This window comes from Rhodococcus sp. M8 (genome assembly GCF_015654185.1).
Lineage (GTDB): Bacteria > Actinomycetota > Actinomycetes > Mycobacteriales > Mycobacteriaceae > Rhodococcus > Rhodococcus aetherivorans.
On the sequence record NZ_CP064065.1, the window covers coordinates 3,695,759 to 3,711,909 of the forward strand.

Sequence of the window (16,151 nt, forward strand, 5' to 3'; positions counted from 1 at the left end):
ATCGGACGGCGCGATTCGGATTAGGCTCCCACCATGCCCGAATCCGTGATGGCGAAACGGAGCACCGTGGCGGCGCTGCTCCTGGCGGTGCTCCTGGCGCTGACTGCGACGGCCTGTTCCTCGGGCGGTGGTCGACCGTCGGCTCCCCAGGACCTGTGTTCCCCTCCCGGGGTCGGCGGGGCCTCCGCCGCACCGACCAATCTCGACACGTCGGCCGCCGCCGCGGAGGACCGCTACACCACCCCGGGCGTGGTGCCGCTCGAGTCGATCGACGTTTCCGGGCTGAACCTCATCACCCCCGGTGTGCTCACCGTAGGCACGCTCTCCGACGCGCCACCGAGCATCTGCGTGAACTCCCAGGGCGAGTTCACCGGCTACGACAACGAACTGCTGAAGGCCATCGCCGAGAAACTCGGTCTCCGCGTGGAGTTCGTCGGCACCGAGTTCGCGGGCCTGCTCGCCCAGGTGGCCGGCCGGCGCTTCGACGTCGGCTCGTCGTCGATCACCACCACGGACGAACGTCGCCGGCTGGTCGGCTTCACCAACGGCTACGACTTCGGCTACTTCTCGCTGGTCGTGCAGAACGGCAGTCCCATCCGCGGCTTCGGGGACCTGAACGCGTCCACCCGTATCGGGGTCGTGCAGGGAACCGTCCAGGACGACTACGTCGTCAACACCCTCGGTCTCGATCCGGTGAAGTTCCCGGACTACAACACCGCGTACGCGAACCTGAAGACCGGCCAGATCGACGCGTGGGTGGCGCCGTCGCAGCAGGCCGAGGGCGCGATCGCGCCGGGCGATCCGACGTCGATCGTGCAGAACACGTTCAGCCTCAACAACTACGTCGGCTGGGCCGTGTCCCGGGAGAACCAGGCGCTGATCGACGCGCTCAACTCCGGGCTCGACGCCGTGATCGCCGACGGCACCTGGGCCGAGCTCTACACCGAATGGGTCCCCCGGGAACTGCCCGAGGGCTGGAAGCCCGGCAGCAAGGCCGCGCCGGAACCCGACCTGCCGGACTTCGCGGCGCTGGCCGCCGAAAACACCGCCAGCGGCGAGGAGCCGGCGGCCACGGCCCCGAAGTCCACGCTCGAACAGCTGCGCGAGACGTTCTTCTCGTGGGAGCTGTACCGGCACGCCTTCCCGGATCTGCTGAAGACCGGTCTGCCGAACACCCTGATCCTGGCGCTGACCTCCGGGCTGGCCGGCACGGTCCTCGGCATGCTGCTCGCCATGGCGGGGATATCGCGCACCCGCTGGCTGCGCTGGCCCGCCCGCGTCTACACCGACATCTTCCGCGGCCTGCCCGCGGTGGTGATCATCCTGCTCGTCGGCCTCGGCCTCGGCCCGGTGGTGCAGGGCGCCACGGGCAACAACCCGTACTGGCTGGGCGCGGCGGCGCTGGCGCTGCTCGCGGCCGCATACATCGGGGAGATCTTCCGCTCCGGCATCCAGTCGGTCGAACCGGGGCAGATGGAGGCGGCCCGGGCCCTGGGCTTCAGCTACCGCCGGGCGCTGACACTGGTGGTGATCCCGCAGGGCGTGCGGCGCGTGCTGCCGGCGCTGATGAACCAGTTCATCTCGCTCATCAAGGACTCGTCGCTCATCTACTTCCTCGGTCTGCTGGCCACCCAGCGCGAACTGTTCGCCGTCGGCCGCGACCTGAACGCGCAGACCGGCAACCTCTCGCCGCTCGTCGCGGCGGGCTTGTTCTACCTCATCCTCACCGTGCCGTTGACTCATCTCGTGAACTACATCGACCACCGCCTGCGCACCGGCCGGCCCGAGGCCACCCTCGACCCGCTCGAGCAGGAACTCGTCGTGGAGAGGGGCTGACCGATGCCGACCACCATCCGGGACAGCGTGTCCCTCACCGGGACCGGACTGCACCTGGCCTTCGGCACCAACAAGGTGCTGCGCGGCGTCGACATCCACGTCGACGCCGGCAAGACCGTCACCGTCATCGGCCCGTCCGGCTCGGGCAAGTCGACCCTGCTGCGCGTGCTCAACCGGCTGCACGAACCCGACGCCGGCGACATCCTCCTCGACGACCGCTCGGTGCTGAAGGACAACCCCGACGAGCTGCGGCAGCGGATCGGGATGGTGTTCCAGCACTTCAACCTCTTCCCGCACAAGACGGTGGCCGAGAACATCGCGCTCGGCCCCCGCAAGCTCAAGGGGCTGTCGAAGGAGCAGGCCCGCGCGCTCGCCCTCGAACAACTCGATCTCGTCGGCCTGAAGCACAAGGCCGACTCCCGTCCCGGCAACCTGTCCGGCGGGCAGCAGCAGCGCGTCGCGATCGCCCGCGCGCTCGCGATGGCCCCGCAGGTGATGTTCTTCGACGAGGCCACCTCGGCGCTCGACCCGGAACTGGTCAAAGGGGTCCTCGCCCTGATGGCCGATCTCGCGTCCGGCGGCATGACGATGGTGGTCGTCACCCACGAGATGGGCTTCGCCCGCTCGGCGTCGGACACGGTGGTGTTCATGGACCACGGCGCGGTCGTGGAAACCGGTCCCCCCGACGAACTTTTCGATGCCCCGAAGACCGAACGACTGCAGCAGTTCCTGTCGCAGGTGCTGTAGGCCGCTCCGCGGCCGGTGCGTCCTTCGGGTTGCCCCAGCCGCCCAAAGGACGCACCGGCGCGGTGCGCGAGGTCAGCCTCCTTCGGAAGTGCTCAACCGCTGCGCCGCGTCGTAGAGCGAATGGGCGTGTAGTTCGAACAGGGCGACGAGATCGACGCTGTCGCCGCCGATCTCCTTGGCGATGAACAGCCCGTCGGCGCCGGCCATCGCGTACGTGGTCAGCAGGGCGACCGAGCCGTCCGACAGGCCGGGCGCGAGGTCGCGGATTGCGTCGACGAGGCGGAGGCGTGCTTGCTCACGCACCTGCAAGAACATTGTGCGGGCGCTCGGTTCGACCGGGCGCCGCTCGAGGGTGAGCATCAGCCCCAGCCGCAGGAAGTCCGGTGAATCCAACAGCGTCTTCGCGACCTGCATCGCCAGGGCCACGATGCGCTCGCGTGGGTCGTCGCCGTCCGGTACGGTCCACCCGGACAGCCAGGTGTCGAAACTGCGCTCGATCACCGCGGCGATCAGCTCGTCCTTGTCCTTGAAATGCCAGTAGATCGAGCTCGCGGGCAGACCGCACTTCTTGCTCACCAGCGCAATGCTGGTGCCCTCGTAGCCGCGCTCGGCGGCGACCTCCACGGCGGCGTCCAGAATCCGGCGACGGGACTCCTCGCCGTTCGCGCGGCGCTGCCGGGTCCTCTTCTGCTCGTCCACGAGCGCTCCTCAGGTTGCGACGGTGTGTATTGACTCACACTGCACGCCAGCTTACTGTAGTGACCACTACAGGAACAATCCCTGATCTTCGGCGGCCGGATTCCACCCCGCCGATCGACACCCTTCCCCGCTCGACGAGAGGTCTCGACGTGACCGACATCCCGCACTACGACGTCGCCGTCATCGGCTACGGCCCCACCGGCGTGACCGCCGCGAACATCCTCGGTCAGATCGGATTGAAAGTGCTTGTGATCGAGCGCAATCCGGATATCTACGGCAGGGCGAGGGCAATCTCCACCGACGAGGAGGTGCTGCGAATCTGGCAGCAGGTCGGCCTGGCGGACCGCCTGCAGGAGGACATGCTCGCCGGCAACGCCGCTACCTTCGTCGACGCGAACGGCGCACCGTTCACGGAGATCGCACCGGTGTCCCACGGATCCGGTCACCCGCCTCAGCAGTTCATCTACCAGCCCGCACTCGAGAAGGTGCTGCGCGGCGGGGTCGAACGATTCCCCAACGTGGATGTCCTGCTCGAGCACGAGTGCCTGCGGGTCCTCCAGGACGCGACCGGGGTCGAGCTGATGCTGGCCGATCTACGGAACGACGCCTTCGAACGCGTGCGTGCGTCCTACGTGATCGCCGCCGACGGTGGCGCGAGCCCCACCCGTGCTCAGCTCGGGATCGGCTACGAGGGCCGGACCTACGCCGAACGGTGGGTGGTCATCGATACGAAGGTGCTGCAGGAGTGGCCGGGCCACGATCGGCTCCGGTTCCACTGCAACCCCGACCGTCCGACCGTGGACTGCCCGACACCGCTCGGACACCACCGGTGGGAATTCCCGGTCCGCGACGACGAGGACGAGGACGAACTGGTCACCGACGCAGCGATCTGGCGCGTACTCAACAACCAGGGCATCACCGATACGCAGGTGAGGATTCTCCGCGCAGTCGTCTACAGCCACCACGTGCGCTTCGCCGACCGCTGGCGCGTCGGCCGGGTCTTCCTCGCCGGCGACGCCGCCCACGCGATGCCGCCGTGGATCGGCCAGGGCATGTCCGCCGGGGTGCGCGACGTGGCAAACCTGTGCTGGAAGCTCGCCGCAGTGCTCGACGGCACCCTGCCCGAATCGATCCTCGACAGCTATCAACTGGAACGCCTGCCCCATGTGCGGGAGGTGACCGACCGCGCGGTCAAGGTGGGCCGGCTCATCACCCAGCGGCACCCTGTACTCGCGGCCGTGCGTGATCGGTTCTTCCGGATTGCCATGCGGGTACCGGGGATTCCCGAATGGCTACGCGACAATCGGTGGATCCCGGACGCCTTCTACCCCCGAGGCCTGCTGGCCGGCCCGAAGGCGGTCGCGTCGGCGGCGGTGGGATGGCTCGTACCGCAGCCGTGGGTGCTGGACGAGAAGGGCAGCCTCGAACGCCTCGACGACGTGCTCGGTGGGCGATGGACGATCCTGCATGTCGGCTCGCCGGACTCGTGGCCCGGCTGGCGCACCGCCGGCGTACCGACCGTGCGCCTGGCCGGTCCCGGCGCCGCCCCGGCCGCCGACACCGTCGTCGACACGAACGGCACCCTGATCCGGTGGATGCGCGCCAAGGGTGCCACCGTCCTGGCCCTGCGGCCGGACGGGGTCGTCTACGCCGCCGCCGGACCCGACACCAACCTGGCGCCGCCCCCGCCGGGAATGAAAGCCGCCCCATCCATTCGCCTTTCCGAGGAAACGGAGACCCTCGCATGACCCGCACAGCGCTGACCGAACGCACCGTGACCGTCGCCGGCAAGGACATCTTCTTCGCCGAAACCGGAGAAGGGCCGGCGGTACTACTGCTGCACGGCGGCGGGCCCGGCGCCTCCGGGGTGTCCAACTATTCCCGCAACATCGACGAGCTCGCCCGGAAGTTCCGGGTGATCGTGCCGGACCTGCCCGGTTACGGACGCTCGAGCAAGGGCGTCGACCGGTCCGATCCGTTCGGCTACCTCGCCGACAACATCCGCGGACTGCTCGACGCCCTGAACCTCGGCCGTGCCCACCTGGTCGGCAACTCCTACGGCGGTGCCTGCGCCCTCCGCCTGGCTCTCGACACCCCGGAACGGGTCGAGAAGATGGTGCTCATGGGCCCCGGTGGCATCGGCACCACGCGCGGGCTGCCCACTCCCGGCCTGCAATCGCTGCTGTCGTACTACACCGGCGACGGTCCCTCACGCGACAAGCTCGAAGGCTTCATTCGCAAGTACCTGGTCTTCGACGGGGCCACCGTACCCGACGAGGTGATCGACGAACGCTACCGGTCGAGCATCGATCCGGCCGTGGTGGCCGATCCGCCGCTGCGCCGTCCCTCCGGGCCCGGCGCCCTGCGCACGCTGTGGGGCATGGACTTCACCCGCGACCGGCGACTGCGCCGGCTCGCCACCCCCACGCTGGTGATCTGGGGCGCCGACGACAAGGTCAATCGTCCGAGTGGTGGCCGCATGCTGGCACACACCATGCCCAACTGCGACCTGCTGCTCGCCGCGAACACCGGCCACTGGGTGCAGTGGGAACGCGCCGACTTCTTCAACGCCGTCACCACGGCCTTCCTCACCGGGAGCACCCGATGACCACCACGGACTCACTCTTCGGCTCCGTCCACCTCGGTTACGTCGTCATCGAAACGAACAAGTTCGCCGACTGGCACCGCTTCGGCCGCGACGCGATCGGCCTGCACGCCGACCGGCTTTCCGCCCAGGCCATGCGATTTCGGCTCGACGACCACGAATGCCGGTTCCTGCTGCAACGCGGCGACGCGGAGGACGTCACCGCCCTGGGCTGGGAGATCGACGATCACGGATCGTTCGACCGGATCGTCGCCCGGGTGCGCGACCGCGGCGTCCCGGTCACCGAAGGCACCGACGAGGAGGCGGCCCTGCGCGGCGTCGAACGCCTGCTGCGTTTCCCCGGGCCGAAGGGCATCGACCAGGAGATCTTCACCCGCGCCCGCACCACCACCACGCCGCTGGCGATGAGCAACGCCGGATTCGTCACCGGCGCATCGGGAATGGGACACGTCGCGATCACCTCGACCCGGCCGCACACGCTGCACGGCTACTACGGCACCGTCTTCGACGCCCGGCTGTCCGACTACATCGACGAAACCATCAGCGGTGCCAAACTCGCGATCCGCTTCCTGCGCGTCAACGAACGCCACCACTCGGTGGCGATCGCCGCGGTGCGCGGTCTTGCCGTCGACCCGGTCCGCACCCGGATCCAGCACCTGAACATCCAGGTCACCGAGCTCGACGACATGACTCGGTCCTACCAGCGTGTCAAGGAACTCGGCTTCGACATGGCCCTCGGCGTCGGCCAGCATACAAACGATCGCGAGCTGTCCTACTACGCTCGCACACCGTCCGGGTTCGAGTGGGAGGTCGGCTGGAACCCCATCGTGGTCGACGAATCCACCTGGGAGCCGACCACGCACCGCGGCATCAGCATCTGGGGCCACACCCCCGAGGGGCAGACCGTCGTCGACAAGCTGGCCCAGTTCAAGACGGCCGCACTGTCGCTGCGCCGCTCCGAGCAGACCGTCCCCGCGCTCAGCGAAACCGGAATCGCCGACGACTGATCGCTCCTCGGTGGGGGTTCCGCATCCGCACGATTCCCGGTCGGTCGCGACAGCAGTCCGAGGTCGCGGCTGACCGGGCGGGGCGCGGATGTGCCGAGGGGCGGGCTCACCGCCCGTTCACCTTCTCGTTCCCTTTACCTGGTTTCGGTCTCCTACGGTGCCCGCGTTGAACCGATTCGACGAGGGAGTACCTGTGAGTCCGAAGCCCCTGCCGCTGATCGTCACGCACGACGGCACATCGTCGCGCGCCGCCGTCACCTGCCGCTACAAGTGCGGCAACGCGTGTTCCCACGCGGTGCCCAACACCTCCGGGGGCGAGTACTTCGGCGACATCGTGCGCACCGCCCTGACCCGGCGCGGCGTGCTGCGCGGCGGAGCGATGGCGGTTCTCGCGGTCGGTGCGGGCGGCGTGCTCGCCGCGTGTTCCGACGACGCGGGCAGCACCGGCGGCACCACGACGTCGGGCCCGGCGGACCTCGGCCCCGTGCCCACCGGCACCGACTTCACCGCCGTCGCGCCGAACACCGACGACGCCGTGACCGTCCCCGAGGGCTACGACCAGGCCGTCGTGATCCGCTGGGGTGACCCGGTGCTGCCCGACGCGCCGGCCTTCGACATCGGCAACCAGACCGCGGCCGCGCAGGAGAAGCAGTTCGGTTACAACAACGACTTCGCCGGGCTGCTGCCCGTCGACGGCGTGCCGAACACCTACCTGCTGGTGGTCAACCACGAGTACACGTCCGAGCCGTTCATGTTCGCCGGCTACGACGCCGAGAACCCCACCGAGGAGCAGGTGCGCATCGGCTGGGCCAACCACGGGCTGTCCGTCGTGCAGGTCAAGGGCGAGGCCGGATCCGGGCGCCTCACACCCGAATTCGGCCCGTACAACCGCCGGATCACCGGCCTGACCGAGTTCGCCCTCACCGGTCCCGCCGCCGGAAGCGACCTGGTCAAGACCGCCGCCGACCCCACCGGAACCCGCGTGCTCGGCACCCTGAACAACTGCGCCGGCGGGCTCACCCCGTGGGGCACCGTGCTCTCCGGCGAGGAGAACTTCAACCAGTACTTCGCGAACGCCGAGAACATCACCGATCCCGTGGCTGCCGAGCGACTGGCCCGGTACGGCCTCGAGGGCGGCGCCTCGGAACGGCTGTGGGAGCGCTTCGACCCGCGCTTCGACATCGTCGCTACCCCCAACGAGGTCAACCGGTTCGGCTGGGTCGTCGAGGTGAACCCGTGGGACGCGACGTCCGTGCCGGTCAAGCACACCGCGCTCGGCCGGTTCAAGCACGAGGCCGCGACGATCCACGTCACCGGCGACGGCACCGTCGTCTCCTACAGCGGCGACGACGAACGCTTCGACTACATGTACAAGTTCGTCTCCTCCCGGACGATGCAGAGCGGCACGTCGCAGGCCGCGATGCGGCACAACATGACGCTGCTCGACGCCGGAACCCTGTACGTGGCCAAGCTGACCGGTGATGCGCCGGACGAGATCGACGGCAGCGGTATGCTTCCCGCCTCCGGCACGTTCACCGGTACGGGGGAGTGGATCCCGCTGCTGCGCACCGCCGAGGACGGCCGCGGCGAGTCCCTGGTCGACGGCATGACCGCCGAGGAGGTCGCCGTGTTCACCCGCCTGGCCGCGGACAAGGTCGGGGCCACCAAGATGGACCGGCCCGAGGACTTCGAACCGAACCCGGTCACCGGCAAGATCTACGTGGCGCTGACCAACAACTCCAAGCGCGGCGAGGAGGGCAAGACCGCGGCCGACGTGGCGAACCCCCGCAACAACAACAAGAACGGGCAGGTGCTCGAACTCGATGACGACCACGCGGGCACGTCGTTCACGTGGAACCTGCTGCTGGTCTGCGGCGACCCGGAGGCCGCCGACACCTACTTCGGCGGCTTCGACAAGGCTCAGGTCAGCCCGATCTCGTGCCCGGACAACCTGGCGTTCGACCCGCACGGCAACCTGTGGATCTCCACCGACGGCAACGCGCTGAAGTCCAACGACGGGCTGTTCAGCGTCGTGCTCGACGGTCCGCGCCGCGGCGAAACCCGGCAGTTCCTCACCGTCCCCGTCGGCGCGGAGACGTGCGGGCCGATCGTGCAGGAGAACCGCGTCGTGGTGTGCGTGCAGCACCCGGGCGAGACCGACGACGCCACGTGGGACGCCCCGTCGTCGCACTGGCCCGACGGGGGCACCGCCCAACCGCGCCCGGCCGTCGTCGCGGCCTGGAAGTCCGACGGCCTGATCGGCGCCTGACCCCGTGCGCGCTTCTGGTAGTAGCCGCTACCAGAAGCGCGCACGGGTGCCGTCAGGCGCCGAGGCGGCGGGCGAGGTCGATCATGTCGTCGGCGATCACGTCCCAGTCCTGTTCCGCATGCAGATCCGTGGTCTGGGCCGGGCCGTGCTCGCCGGGTCGCGCGAAGAATGCGGTCCTCAGGCCGCAGGCCCGCGCGGCCGCCAGGTCCTCGTTGTGGGCGGCACACATGCACACCTCGCCCGGTTCCAGGCCGAGCACCTCGGCCGTGCGCAGATACGCCTCCGGCATGGGCTTGTAGGCGCGCGCGACCTCGGCACCGAGGACGGCGTCCCAGGGCAGACCGGCCCGTTTGGCGATGTCCACCATCATGCCGATGTTGCCGTTCGACAGCGGCGCGACGACGAAACGCTGCTTCAGCCGGGTCAGTCCCTCGACGGCGTCGGGCCACGGATCGAGCCGGTGCCAGGCGAGATTGAGCCGATCGAGCTCGGCCCCCGGCACGGCGGCCGGGTCGATGTCGACCGCACGCAGGGCCTCGTCCAGGTTCTCCCGGTGCAGCACGTCCAGCCGCACGAACGGCCGGGTACCGGCTCGCACCGCCTGCATCGCCGGCTGGTAACGAGCCCGCCAGGCGTCGGCGAACACGAGCGGGTCGATCGACTCGTCGTAGCGGGCCAGCAGGGGCGCCGCCTCCCGCGCGATGCTGGTGCGCCAGTCCACCACAGTGCCGAACACGTCGAAGACCAGTGCCTTCACCCCGGAGATGCTCATACGCCGCATCCTCCCAGAACCGCCGATCCGGTGCGCGTCAGCGCAGCACCGCCGCCCCGAGGAACTCGCACGCCTGCAGCGCCAACGCGATGTCCAGCTTGTCGTGCACCGCGGGTGCGCTGGTCGGATCGCCGAGCGCCTTGTTGATCCGGTACTTGACGGTGTTGCGGTGCAGGTTCAGCCGCTCGGCGGTGTGGAGGTGGCTCTCACCGGTGGCGAAGTAGGTGCCGAGGGTGACCCGCAGCATCGCGGCCTGCTCGGTGTCGTCGGCGAGCGGACCGAGGATCTCGCCCACCCACGCGCGCGCGGCGTCGAGGTTGCGGGCGAGCAGCGACACCACCGCGACGCCGCGGTCCCCGAAACCGACGACCCGCCGGGTGCACGTGGCCTGGGCCACCGCAATCGAATACGCCGCCTGGGCCTGCTCGTGCGAGCGTCGGAAACCGGTCAGGCCGGAACCGGGCAGGCCCACCGCGAGACGGCCGGCCGGATGGGAGCGCACGACGGCGTCGAGTGCCGCCGTGTCGATCGTCGGCCGGCGCCGATCGAACGGGAGCCACGCCCACACCGTGCGCCGGTCGATGGCGGTGAGGATCGGCGGGGCATCCGACCCGAGGTGCACCGCCACCGCGCGCACCAGCCGGTCCAGGGGATTGATCGCGCCGTCCGCGGATTCGGTTGTCGTCCAGACGATCACCCCGACATGACAGCGGTCGAGCCGGTACCGGGTCTCCGCCTCGAACGCCGCGACGTCGGTTTCGGATCCGTCGACGAGGCCGTGGATGAGGGCGGAGTGCACGTTGCCGCGCACGGCCGACCACCGGCGCCGTTCCTTCTCGTACGCGTCGAACACGTACAGGGTGATCCAGTCGATGTACCGGTAGACCACCGCGGAGATGTGCTCGATGACGTCGAGTGTCACCTGCGGCGGGAGGTTCATCGATCGCACCTCGTCGAAGCACAGCCGCATGAGGTCGTTCTGTCCCATGTGGTACGCACGGACGAGCGAGTGCGACGGCACGTCGCGCTGCGCCAGCCGCAACGCATATTCCACTGCCGCCGTGGTGGGTTGGAGGTGTTCGGCGGGGATCTCGTTGGTGAGCACGTGGATGATCGTCGCGATGTTGCCGTGCACGCTCGCCTCGAGCAGCTCGACGAGATGCGGATCCTCGTCGAGGTGAGCGATCTCCCGCGCCATCATCGCGGTCATGGAACGGGTGATCTCCCGCTGGCGGGCGTCGAACCGGCGCGCGACCTCGGCGACGACGCGCTGAACCTCGTCGGCGGCCGACGGTGCGCCCGTCGACCGCCCCGAGACCACCGGCTCAGCCACGGCCGGCGCTCCGCAGGTGCCGCAGCGCCGATTCCGCGGCGTTGTAGCCGCACATCCCGTGCGCGCCCGCCCCGGGCGGGGTCGAGGCCGAGCACAGGTAGACCCCGAGAACCCCGGTGCTGTAGGGGTCCAGAGCAATTCGCGGCCGGAACACCACCTGCAGGTCGGCGTTGGCGCCGCCGATGATGTCACCGCCGACCTGGTTGGGGTTCTGTCGCGCGAGGTCGGCGGGCGCGGTGACCGCGGTGGCGACGATGCGGTCCCGGAACCCCGGGGCGAACCGCTCGATCTGGGCGACGATCGCGTCCGTCGCGTCGCCGGTGTAGCCGGCTGGGACGTGGGCGTACGCGTAGAGCGGATGCACGGAGCCGCGGGAGCGGGTCGGGTCGGCGACGTACTGCTGGCCGAGCAGCACGAACGGCCGCTCCGGCATGCGTCCCGTCGCGACGTCCCGTTCGGCCCGGGCGATCTCGGCGAACTCGCCGCCGAGGTGGACGGTGCCGGCCTTCCCGCATTCCGGGTCGGCCCACGGAACGGGACCGTCGATCGCGAAGTCGACCTTGAAGGCTCCGGGAGCGTGGCGAAACCTGCGGTAGGCCTTGGCGATCCGCGCGGGTACCGCGTCGCCCAGGATGCCGAGGGCGGCCTCGGGGGCGACGTCGAGGAGCACGACGTCCGCGGGCGGCAGATCCGCGGCACGGCGGACCCGGACCCCGGTGTGCACCTTGCCGCCGTGCTCCGCGAGCTGCGCGGTCAGTGCCCGCGCGATCGCGGCGGAGCCGCCCTCCGCCACCGGCCACCCGTAGCGATGGCCGGCGGCGGTGATCATCAGACCCACGGCGGACGTGGCGGGCCGGTCCAGCCGGTGGTAGGCGTGAGCGGCGACCCCGCCGAACAGGGCACGTCCCTTGGGGGTGCGGAACCAGCGGGCCGAGGCCGTGGCGGGCAGCAGGGCCCGGGGCCCGAACGCCGCCAGCCGCAGCGGGTGCCGCGGGACGTTGAGCACCGGCCGCATCAGGTCCGCGGCGAGCCCGTCGAACCCGGTTGCGAGGTCGGCGAACATCCGCCGCCACCGCGGGCCGTCCTCGCCGAGGCCGGCCGCGGTGACGTCGAGGGATCGGTGCAGCAGGGCTGCCTCGCCCCCGTCGAGGGGATGGGCGCAGTCGATCTCCGGCCACCGCCACCGCAGCCCGTAGCGATCGAGGCCGAGGGTCTGCAGGTAGGGGGAGCCGGCACCCATGGGGTGGAAGGCGGAGCAGTGGTCGTGGACCAGGCCGGGGACGGTGAGCTCGCCGGAGCGGGTGCCGCCACCGATCTCGTCGGCTGCCTCGAGAACCTGGACGTCCACGCCGCTGCGGGCGAGGTGGACGGCGGCAGCGAGCCCGTTGGGTCCGCTACCGACCACGACCGCCGTACTCACGCTGTGACCTCCCGCTGTGCGGCTGCCCGGTGGGCGCCCTCGCGGTCCATTGTCCACTGCACGTCGAACGGGATGGGCCCGTTGGGCAACCAGGGCTGCTCGGCGACGGCGTCGGCGACCCTGTAGGTGCCGCGTTCGATCACGCCGAGGGCCGCGTCGATCACCTTGTATTCCTGGGTGCCCTTGTGGATCGGCTGGGATTCGATCCAGGCGACGACGAACTCGCCGGGCGCGAAGTTGCAGCGCCGCTGGATCGCGGCGATCAGGTGCTCGTTGTGCAGGTGCCCGTCACCGAAGTTGAAGGCGACGATCGAGTTGCAGGAGAACTCGGCCTCGCGCAGATCGTAGGTGTCGATGTCGTCCCCGAGGTGGCGCATCATCAGGGAGATCAGCGCCCGGCCCTGGCTGTGCATGGACCGCCAGCCCAGGAGCTGGTGCATCACGACGTCCGCGACGTCGGCGGGGTAGGTCGCGAGCAGCTGGGTGCGGGTGTTCTCGGCGGCCCGCACGATGTGCCGGTTCAGCTTCTCCTCCGCACCCGGGGCGAACGCCCAGGTGGCCGAGGCCCAGTTGCCGGCGTACTGCCGCATCGACGGCAGGAACGAGACCAGGTCGGGGCGCAGGTTGCCGAGGACCGGGAAGAAGCACAGCGCGGCGGTGATCGCGCCCGCCAGCCACAGCGACGACATGTCGGTCACGGCGTAGCCGTCCCAGGCGGGGAAGCCCCAGAACAGGAAGACCGTGGCGTAGGCGAACAGCAGGTTCCATTCCAGCGGCACCGCGAGCGGGAACGTCGAGGCGATGAAGAAGTGGAACGCCACCATCAGCAGCACCGCGAGCAGCGTGAGCGTGCGGTTGGTGGAGAACAGCAGCACCAGCGGGGTGACGATCTCGACGAACGTGCCGAGGACGTGGGCGACGCCGCTGCCGAGGTGCGAGGGCCGCAGGTCGTTCGGGAAGCTGCGGTAGTGCATGCGCTTGACCCGCTTGGACAGCATCCACGGGGTGTTGCTGATCATCGGGGGGACCACCATGGCGAAGTGGCGGCCGAACTTGGAGACGCCGGCGCCGACCCAGACGGTGACGATGAGCAGCTTGAGGGCCACGATCATGTCGACGAAGGGCAGGAAGGTGAAGAACACCATCGCCGGCAGGTACTGCTCGCTGCGGGCGGCGATGAAGATGACCTTGTCCCGCAGGCCGATCACGATCAGCAGCACGATCAGCGGCGCCACGACCGCGGGGCGGACGAGGCCGGCGTTGTCGGCGACGAGCGCGTCGACGGAGGCGGTATGCACACCCGGAAGAACCACGGCGACAATCAGATTGACGAGCAGAAGGGCGTAGAGCGCCACGTCGCCGACGGTGCGGCGGTCACCGGACGTGCCGGGCACCTTGCCCGGCCACGGTGGGAGCCGGATCGTCTCGGGCTTGAGCCAGTACCGGAAGCCACCGGTCATCGGCTTGAAGTGCCCGGCGAGCGGACCCCACGACCCGGCGAGACCGAGCGCCTCGAGCAGCACGGTCCACAGGATCAGCTTCTGGTAGACGATCGGCTGGTTCCACCACGACGAGACGTCGAGCCACGACAGGCCCGAGGTCAGCGTCGCCAGGGCGGTGCCGGCGCCGATGTAGAGGAACAGCAGCTTGAGAATGTAGACGGTGTGCACCATTTTCGGCGTGCCGAATCCGTAGTCGACCCAGTGGGTCGACATGGCCCGCAACCGATCCCGGAACGGGAGGTCGCGGAACGTGGCGGGGTCCACTTCCGGGAAGTGGCCGGTCTTGAAACCCATGGGAATTCGCCTTTCGGGTAGGGATTGCCGCCCCACCGGCCCGGGGCCGGCGAGTCGGGGTGGAGCGTGTGGTGTCCTCGGGAGCGGTCAGGCGTGCACGGGAGCACCGTGGCTGCGCCGCAGGCCGGGTTTGTCGATCTTGCCGACGGGGTTGCGCGGCAGGGCGGCGACGACGCGCACCTCGGCGGGCACCTTGACCCTCGTCAGCCGCTCGGCGACGTGGGCGAGCAGTTCGGAGTCGGTGACGGTCCGCTCGGGATAGGTCACGACGTACGCGACGGGAACCTCGCCGTACACCTCGTGCGGCGCGCCGATCACGGCGGACTCGAGGACAGCGGGGTGCGTGGCGAGGGCGTTCTCGATCTCCTTGGGATACAGGTTCTCCCCGCCGCGGATGATCATGTCCTTGATGCGGTCGACGAGGGTGAGGTATCCGTCCTCGTCGAGCCGGCCGACGTCGCCGGTGTGCAACCAGCCGTCGACGACGGTGCGGGCGGTCTCCTCGGGCCGGCCGAGATAGCCGCGCATCACGTTGGGGCCCTTGATGAGCACCTCGCCGGTGACACCGGCCGGCAGGTGCCGCCCGTCGGGTCCGGCGATGGCGATCTGCTGGCCGGGCAGCGCGGGGCCGACGGTGCCGAGCTTGCGGGGGCCGTCGATCGGGTTGCACGCCGACGCGCAGGTGCCCTCGGTGAGCCCGTAGCCCTCGACCACGACCAGGCCGAAGCGCTGCTCGACCCGATCGAGAAGTTCCTTCGAGATCGGGGCCGCGCCGCAGATCGCGAAGCGCAGCGACGAGGTGTCCACCGGGGTGTCCAGCGGCTGGGAGACCAGCAGGGCGTAGATGGTGGGCACGGCCGAGAAATAGGTCGGCCGCAGCCGGGCCACGTCGTCGAAGAACCGGGCCGGGGAGAACCTGCCGGTGATGCTGAGCTGCGCCCCGGCCAGGATCGGCGCCAGGAAGCTGACCGCGATCGCGTTGACGTGGAACAGCGGCAGGATCAGCAGGCAGTGGTCGGCCTCGGTCAGCTGCAGATGCGTGCGGAACGAGTCGGCCATGAACTGCAGGTTCGCGTGGGCGAGCTGCACGCCCTTCGGGCGGCCGGTCGAGCCGGAGGTGTAGATCAGCAGGGCGGTGTCGTCGGGACGGGGATCGGCGCCGGCCGACCATCCGGCCGGCGGGGCGGTAGCCATGTCGTCCACGTGGATCAGCGGGCGGCCGCCCGACGGGGCGTCGGGACCGGCGCCCAGGACGAGTGCGGCTCCCGCATCGTCGATCTGGTACTCGGCCTCGGTCGCGGTGAACGCGGGATTGACGGGGGTGGCGGTCGCACCCAGCCGCCACGCCGCCATGAGGGCGACGAGGAGTTCGGCCCGGTTCGGCAGCATCACCGCGACGACGTCACCCGCAGCGATCCCGTGCTGCTGGAGTTGCGCCGCGAAACCGTCGACTCTGCGGGCAAATTCGGCGTAGGTGAGTTCCCGGTCGTCGTCCCGCACGCAGGGCCGGTCCGATTCGCGGTGCCACACCAGATATTCGATCGTCACTACCGTCGGTCCTTTTCTCTTCGGCTGACCACAACGGTAGTGACGGGGATCACGTCCCGACTACGGCCTCGCGGGCTCGAGTTCCGGCCGGGTGTTGTCCTCCGAGCACAAACACCGCG

At 69.7% G+C, this 16,151-nt stretch carries 12 protein-coding genes; 6 read left to right on the top strand and 6 right to left on the bottom strand.

The genetic code is table 11. From position 1 onward, the window contains the following. The first annotated feature begins 33 nt into the window (after window positions 1–33). Both ISO16_RS16780 and ISO16_RS16785 read left to right on the top strand, forming a co-directional pair. Window positions 34–1,836 (top strand): ABC transporter substrate-binding protein/permease, encoded by a 1,803-nt coding sequence (locus ISO16_RS16780; protein ID WP_050036180.1) that lies wholly within the window; start codon window positions 34–36, stop codon window positions 1,834–1,836. Window positions 1,837–1,839: 3 nt separating this feature from the next. Next, the gene (locus tag ISO16_RS16785) at window positions 1,840–2,583 is read left to right on the top strand and encodes an amino acid ABC transporter ATP-binding protein (RefSeq protein WP_065923277.1); all 744 of its coding nucleotides are present in this window, start codon (window positions 1,840–1,842) and stop codon (window positions 2,581–2,583) included. A gap of 72 nt (window positions 2,584–2,655) precedes the next feature. Here ISO16_RS16785 and ISO16_RS16790 read toward each other — a convergent pair whose 3' ends face one another. After that, window positions 2,656–3,282, bottom strand: coding sequence for a TetR/AcrR family transcriptional regulator (locus tag ISO16_RS16790; RefSeq protein ID WP_072636713.1), 627 nt, complete (start codon window positions 3,280–3,282; stop codon window positions 2,656–2,658). Between the two features lie 149 nt (window positions 3,283–3,431). Between ISO16_RS16790 and ISO16_RS16795 the strand changes: the two genes are divergently transcribed. From ISO16_RS16795 to ISO16_RS16810, 4 genes are all read left to right on the top strand, one after another. Next, window positions 3,432–5,030, top strand: a complete 1,599-nt coding sequence (locus ISO16_RS16795) for a bifunctional 3-(3-hydroxy-phenyl)propionate/3-hydroxycinnamic acid hydroxylase (RefSeq protein WP_072636714.1) — start codon at window positions 3,432–3,434, stop codon at window positions 5,028–5,030. Then, on the top strand, window positions 5,027–5,890 hold the full coding sequence (locus tag ISO16_RS16800; protein WP_072636715.1) for an alpha/beta fold hydrolase: 864 nt from the start codon (window positions 5,027–5,029) through the stop codon (window positions 5,888–5,890). Before ISO16_RS16795 ends, ISO16_RS16800 begins: the two co-directional genes overlap by 4 nt. Continuing rightward, window positions 5,887–6,894, top strand: coding sequence for a VOC family protein (locus tag ISO16_RS16805; RefSeq protein ID WP_072636716.1), 1,008 nt, complete (start codon window positions 5,887–5,889; stop codon window positions 6,892–6,894). The genes ISO16_RS16800 and ISO16_RS16805 overlap by 4 nt, the downstream gene beginning before the upstream one ends. Before the next feature lie 193 nt (window positions 6,895–7,087). Then, complete coding sequence (locus ISO16_RS16810) at window positions 7,088–9,163, top strand: PhoX family protein (RefSeq protein ID WP_072636717.1); 2,076 nt, start codon at window positions 7,088–7,090, stop codon at window positions 9,161–9,163. A gap of 52 nt (window positions 9,164–9,215) precedes the next feature. Here ISO16_RS16810 and ISO16_RS16815 read toward each other — a convergent pair whose 3' ends face one another. The 5 genes from ISO16_RS16815 to ISO16_RS16835 form a co-directional block, all read right to left on the bottom strand. Next, the gene (locus ISO16_RS16815) at window positions 9,216–9,935 is read right to left on the bottom strand and encodes a haloacid dehalogenase type II (protein ID WP_072636718.1); all 720 of its coding nucleotides are present in this window, start codon (window positions 9,933–9,935) and stop codon (window positions 9,216–9,218) included. 37 nt (window positions 9,936–9,972) lie between these two features. Then, window positions 9,973–11,268 (bottom strand): PucR family transcriptional regulator, encoded by a 1,296-nt coding sequence (locus tag ISO16_RS16820; protein WP_072636719.1) that lies wholly within the window; start codon window positions 11,266–11,268, stop codon window positions 9,973–9,975. After that, window positions 11,261–12,688: a phytoene desaturase family protein gene (locus ISO16_RS16825; protein WP_072636720.1), complete on the bottom strand. Its 1,428-nt coding sequence runs from the start codon at window positions 12,686–12,688 to the stop codon at window positions 11,261–11,263. Before ISO16_RS16825 ends, ISO16_RS16820 begins: the two co-directional genes overlap by 8 nt. Beyond that, window positions 12,685–14,484, bottom strand: a complete 1,800-nt coding sequence (locus ISO16_RS16830; RefSeq protein WP_072636721.1) for a DUF3556 domain-containing protein — start codon at window positions 14,482–14,484, stop codon at window positions 12,685–12,687. Before ISO16_RS16830 ends, ISO16_RS16825 begins: the two co-directional genes overlap by 4 nt. Before the next feature lie 87 nt (window positions 14,485–14,571). After that, window positions 14,572–16,032, bottom strand: coding sequence for a class I adenylate-forming enzyme family protein (locus ISO16_RS16835; protein WP_072636722.1), 1,461 nt, complete (start codon window positions 16,030–16,032; stop codon window positions 14,572–14,574). Window positions 16,033–16,151 lie beyond the last annotated feature (119 nt).

Coding starts and splice junctions, on each gene's coding strand:
- ISO16_RS16780 (WP_050036180.1), top strand. CDS start 34: ATGCCCGAATCCGTGATGGCGAAACGGAGCACCGTGGCGGCGCTGCTC.
- ISO16_RS16785 (WP_065923277.1), top strand. CDS start 1,840: ATGCCGACCACCATCCGGGACAGCGTGTCCCTCACCGGGACCGGACTG.
- ISO16_RS16800 (WP_072636715.1), top strand. CDS start 5,027: ATGACCCGCACAGCGCTGACCGAACGCACCGTGACCGTCGCCGGCAAG.
- ISO16_RS16805 (WP_072636716.1), top strand. CDS start 5,887: ATGACCACCACGGACTCACTCTTCGGCTCCGTCCACCTCGGTTACGTC.
- ISO16_RS16815 (WP_072636718.1), bottom strand. CDS start 9,935: ATGAGCATCTCCGGGGTGAAGGCACTGGTCTTCGACGTGTTCGGCACT.
- ISO16_RS16830 (WP_072636721.1), bottom strand. CDS start 14,484: ATGGGTTTCAAGACCGGCCACTTCCCGGAAGTGGACCCCGCCACGTTC.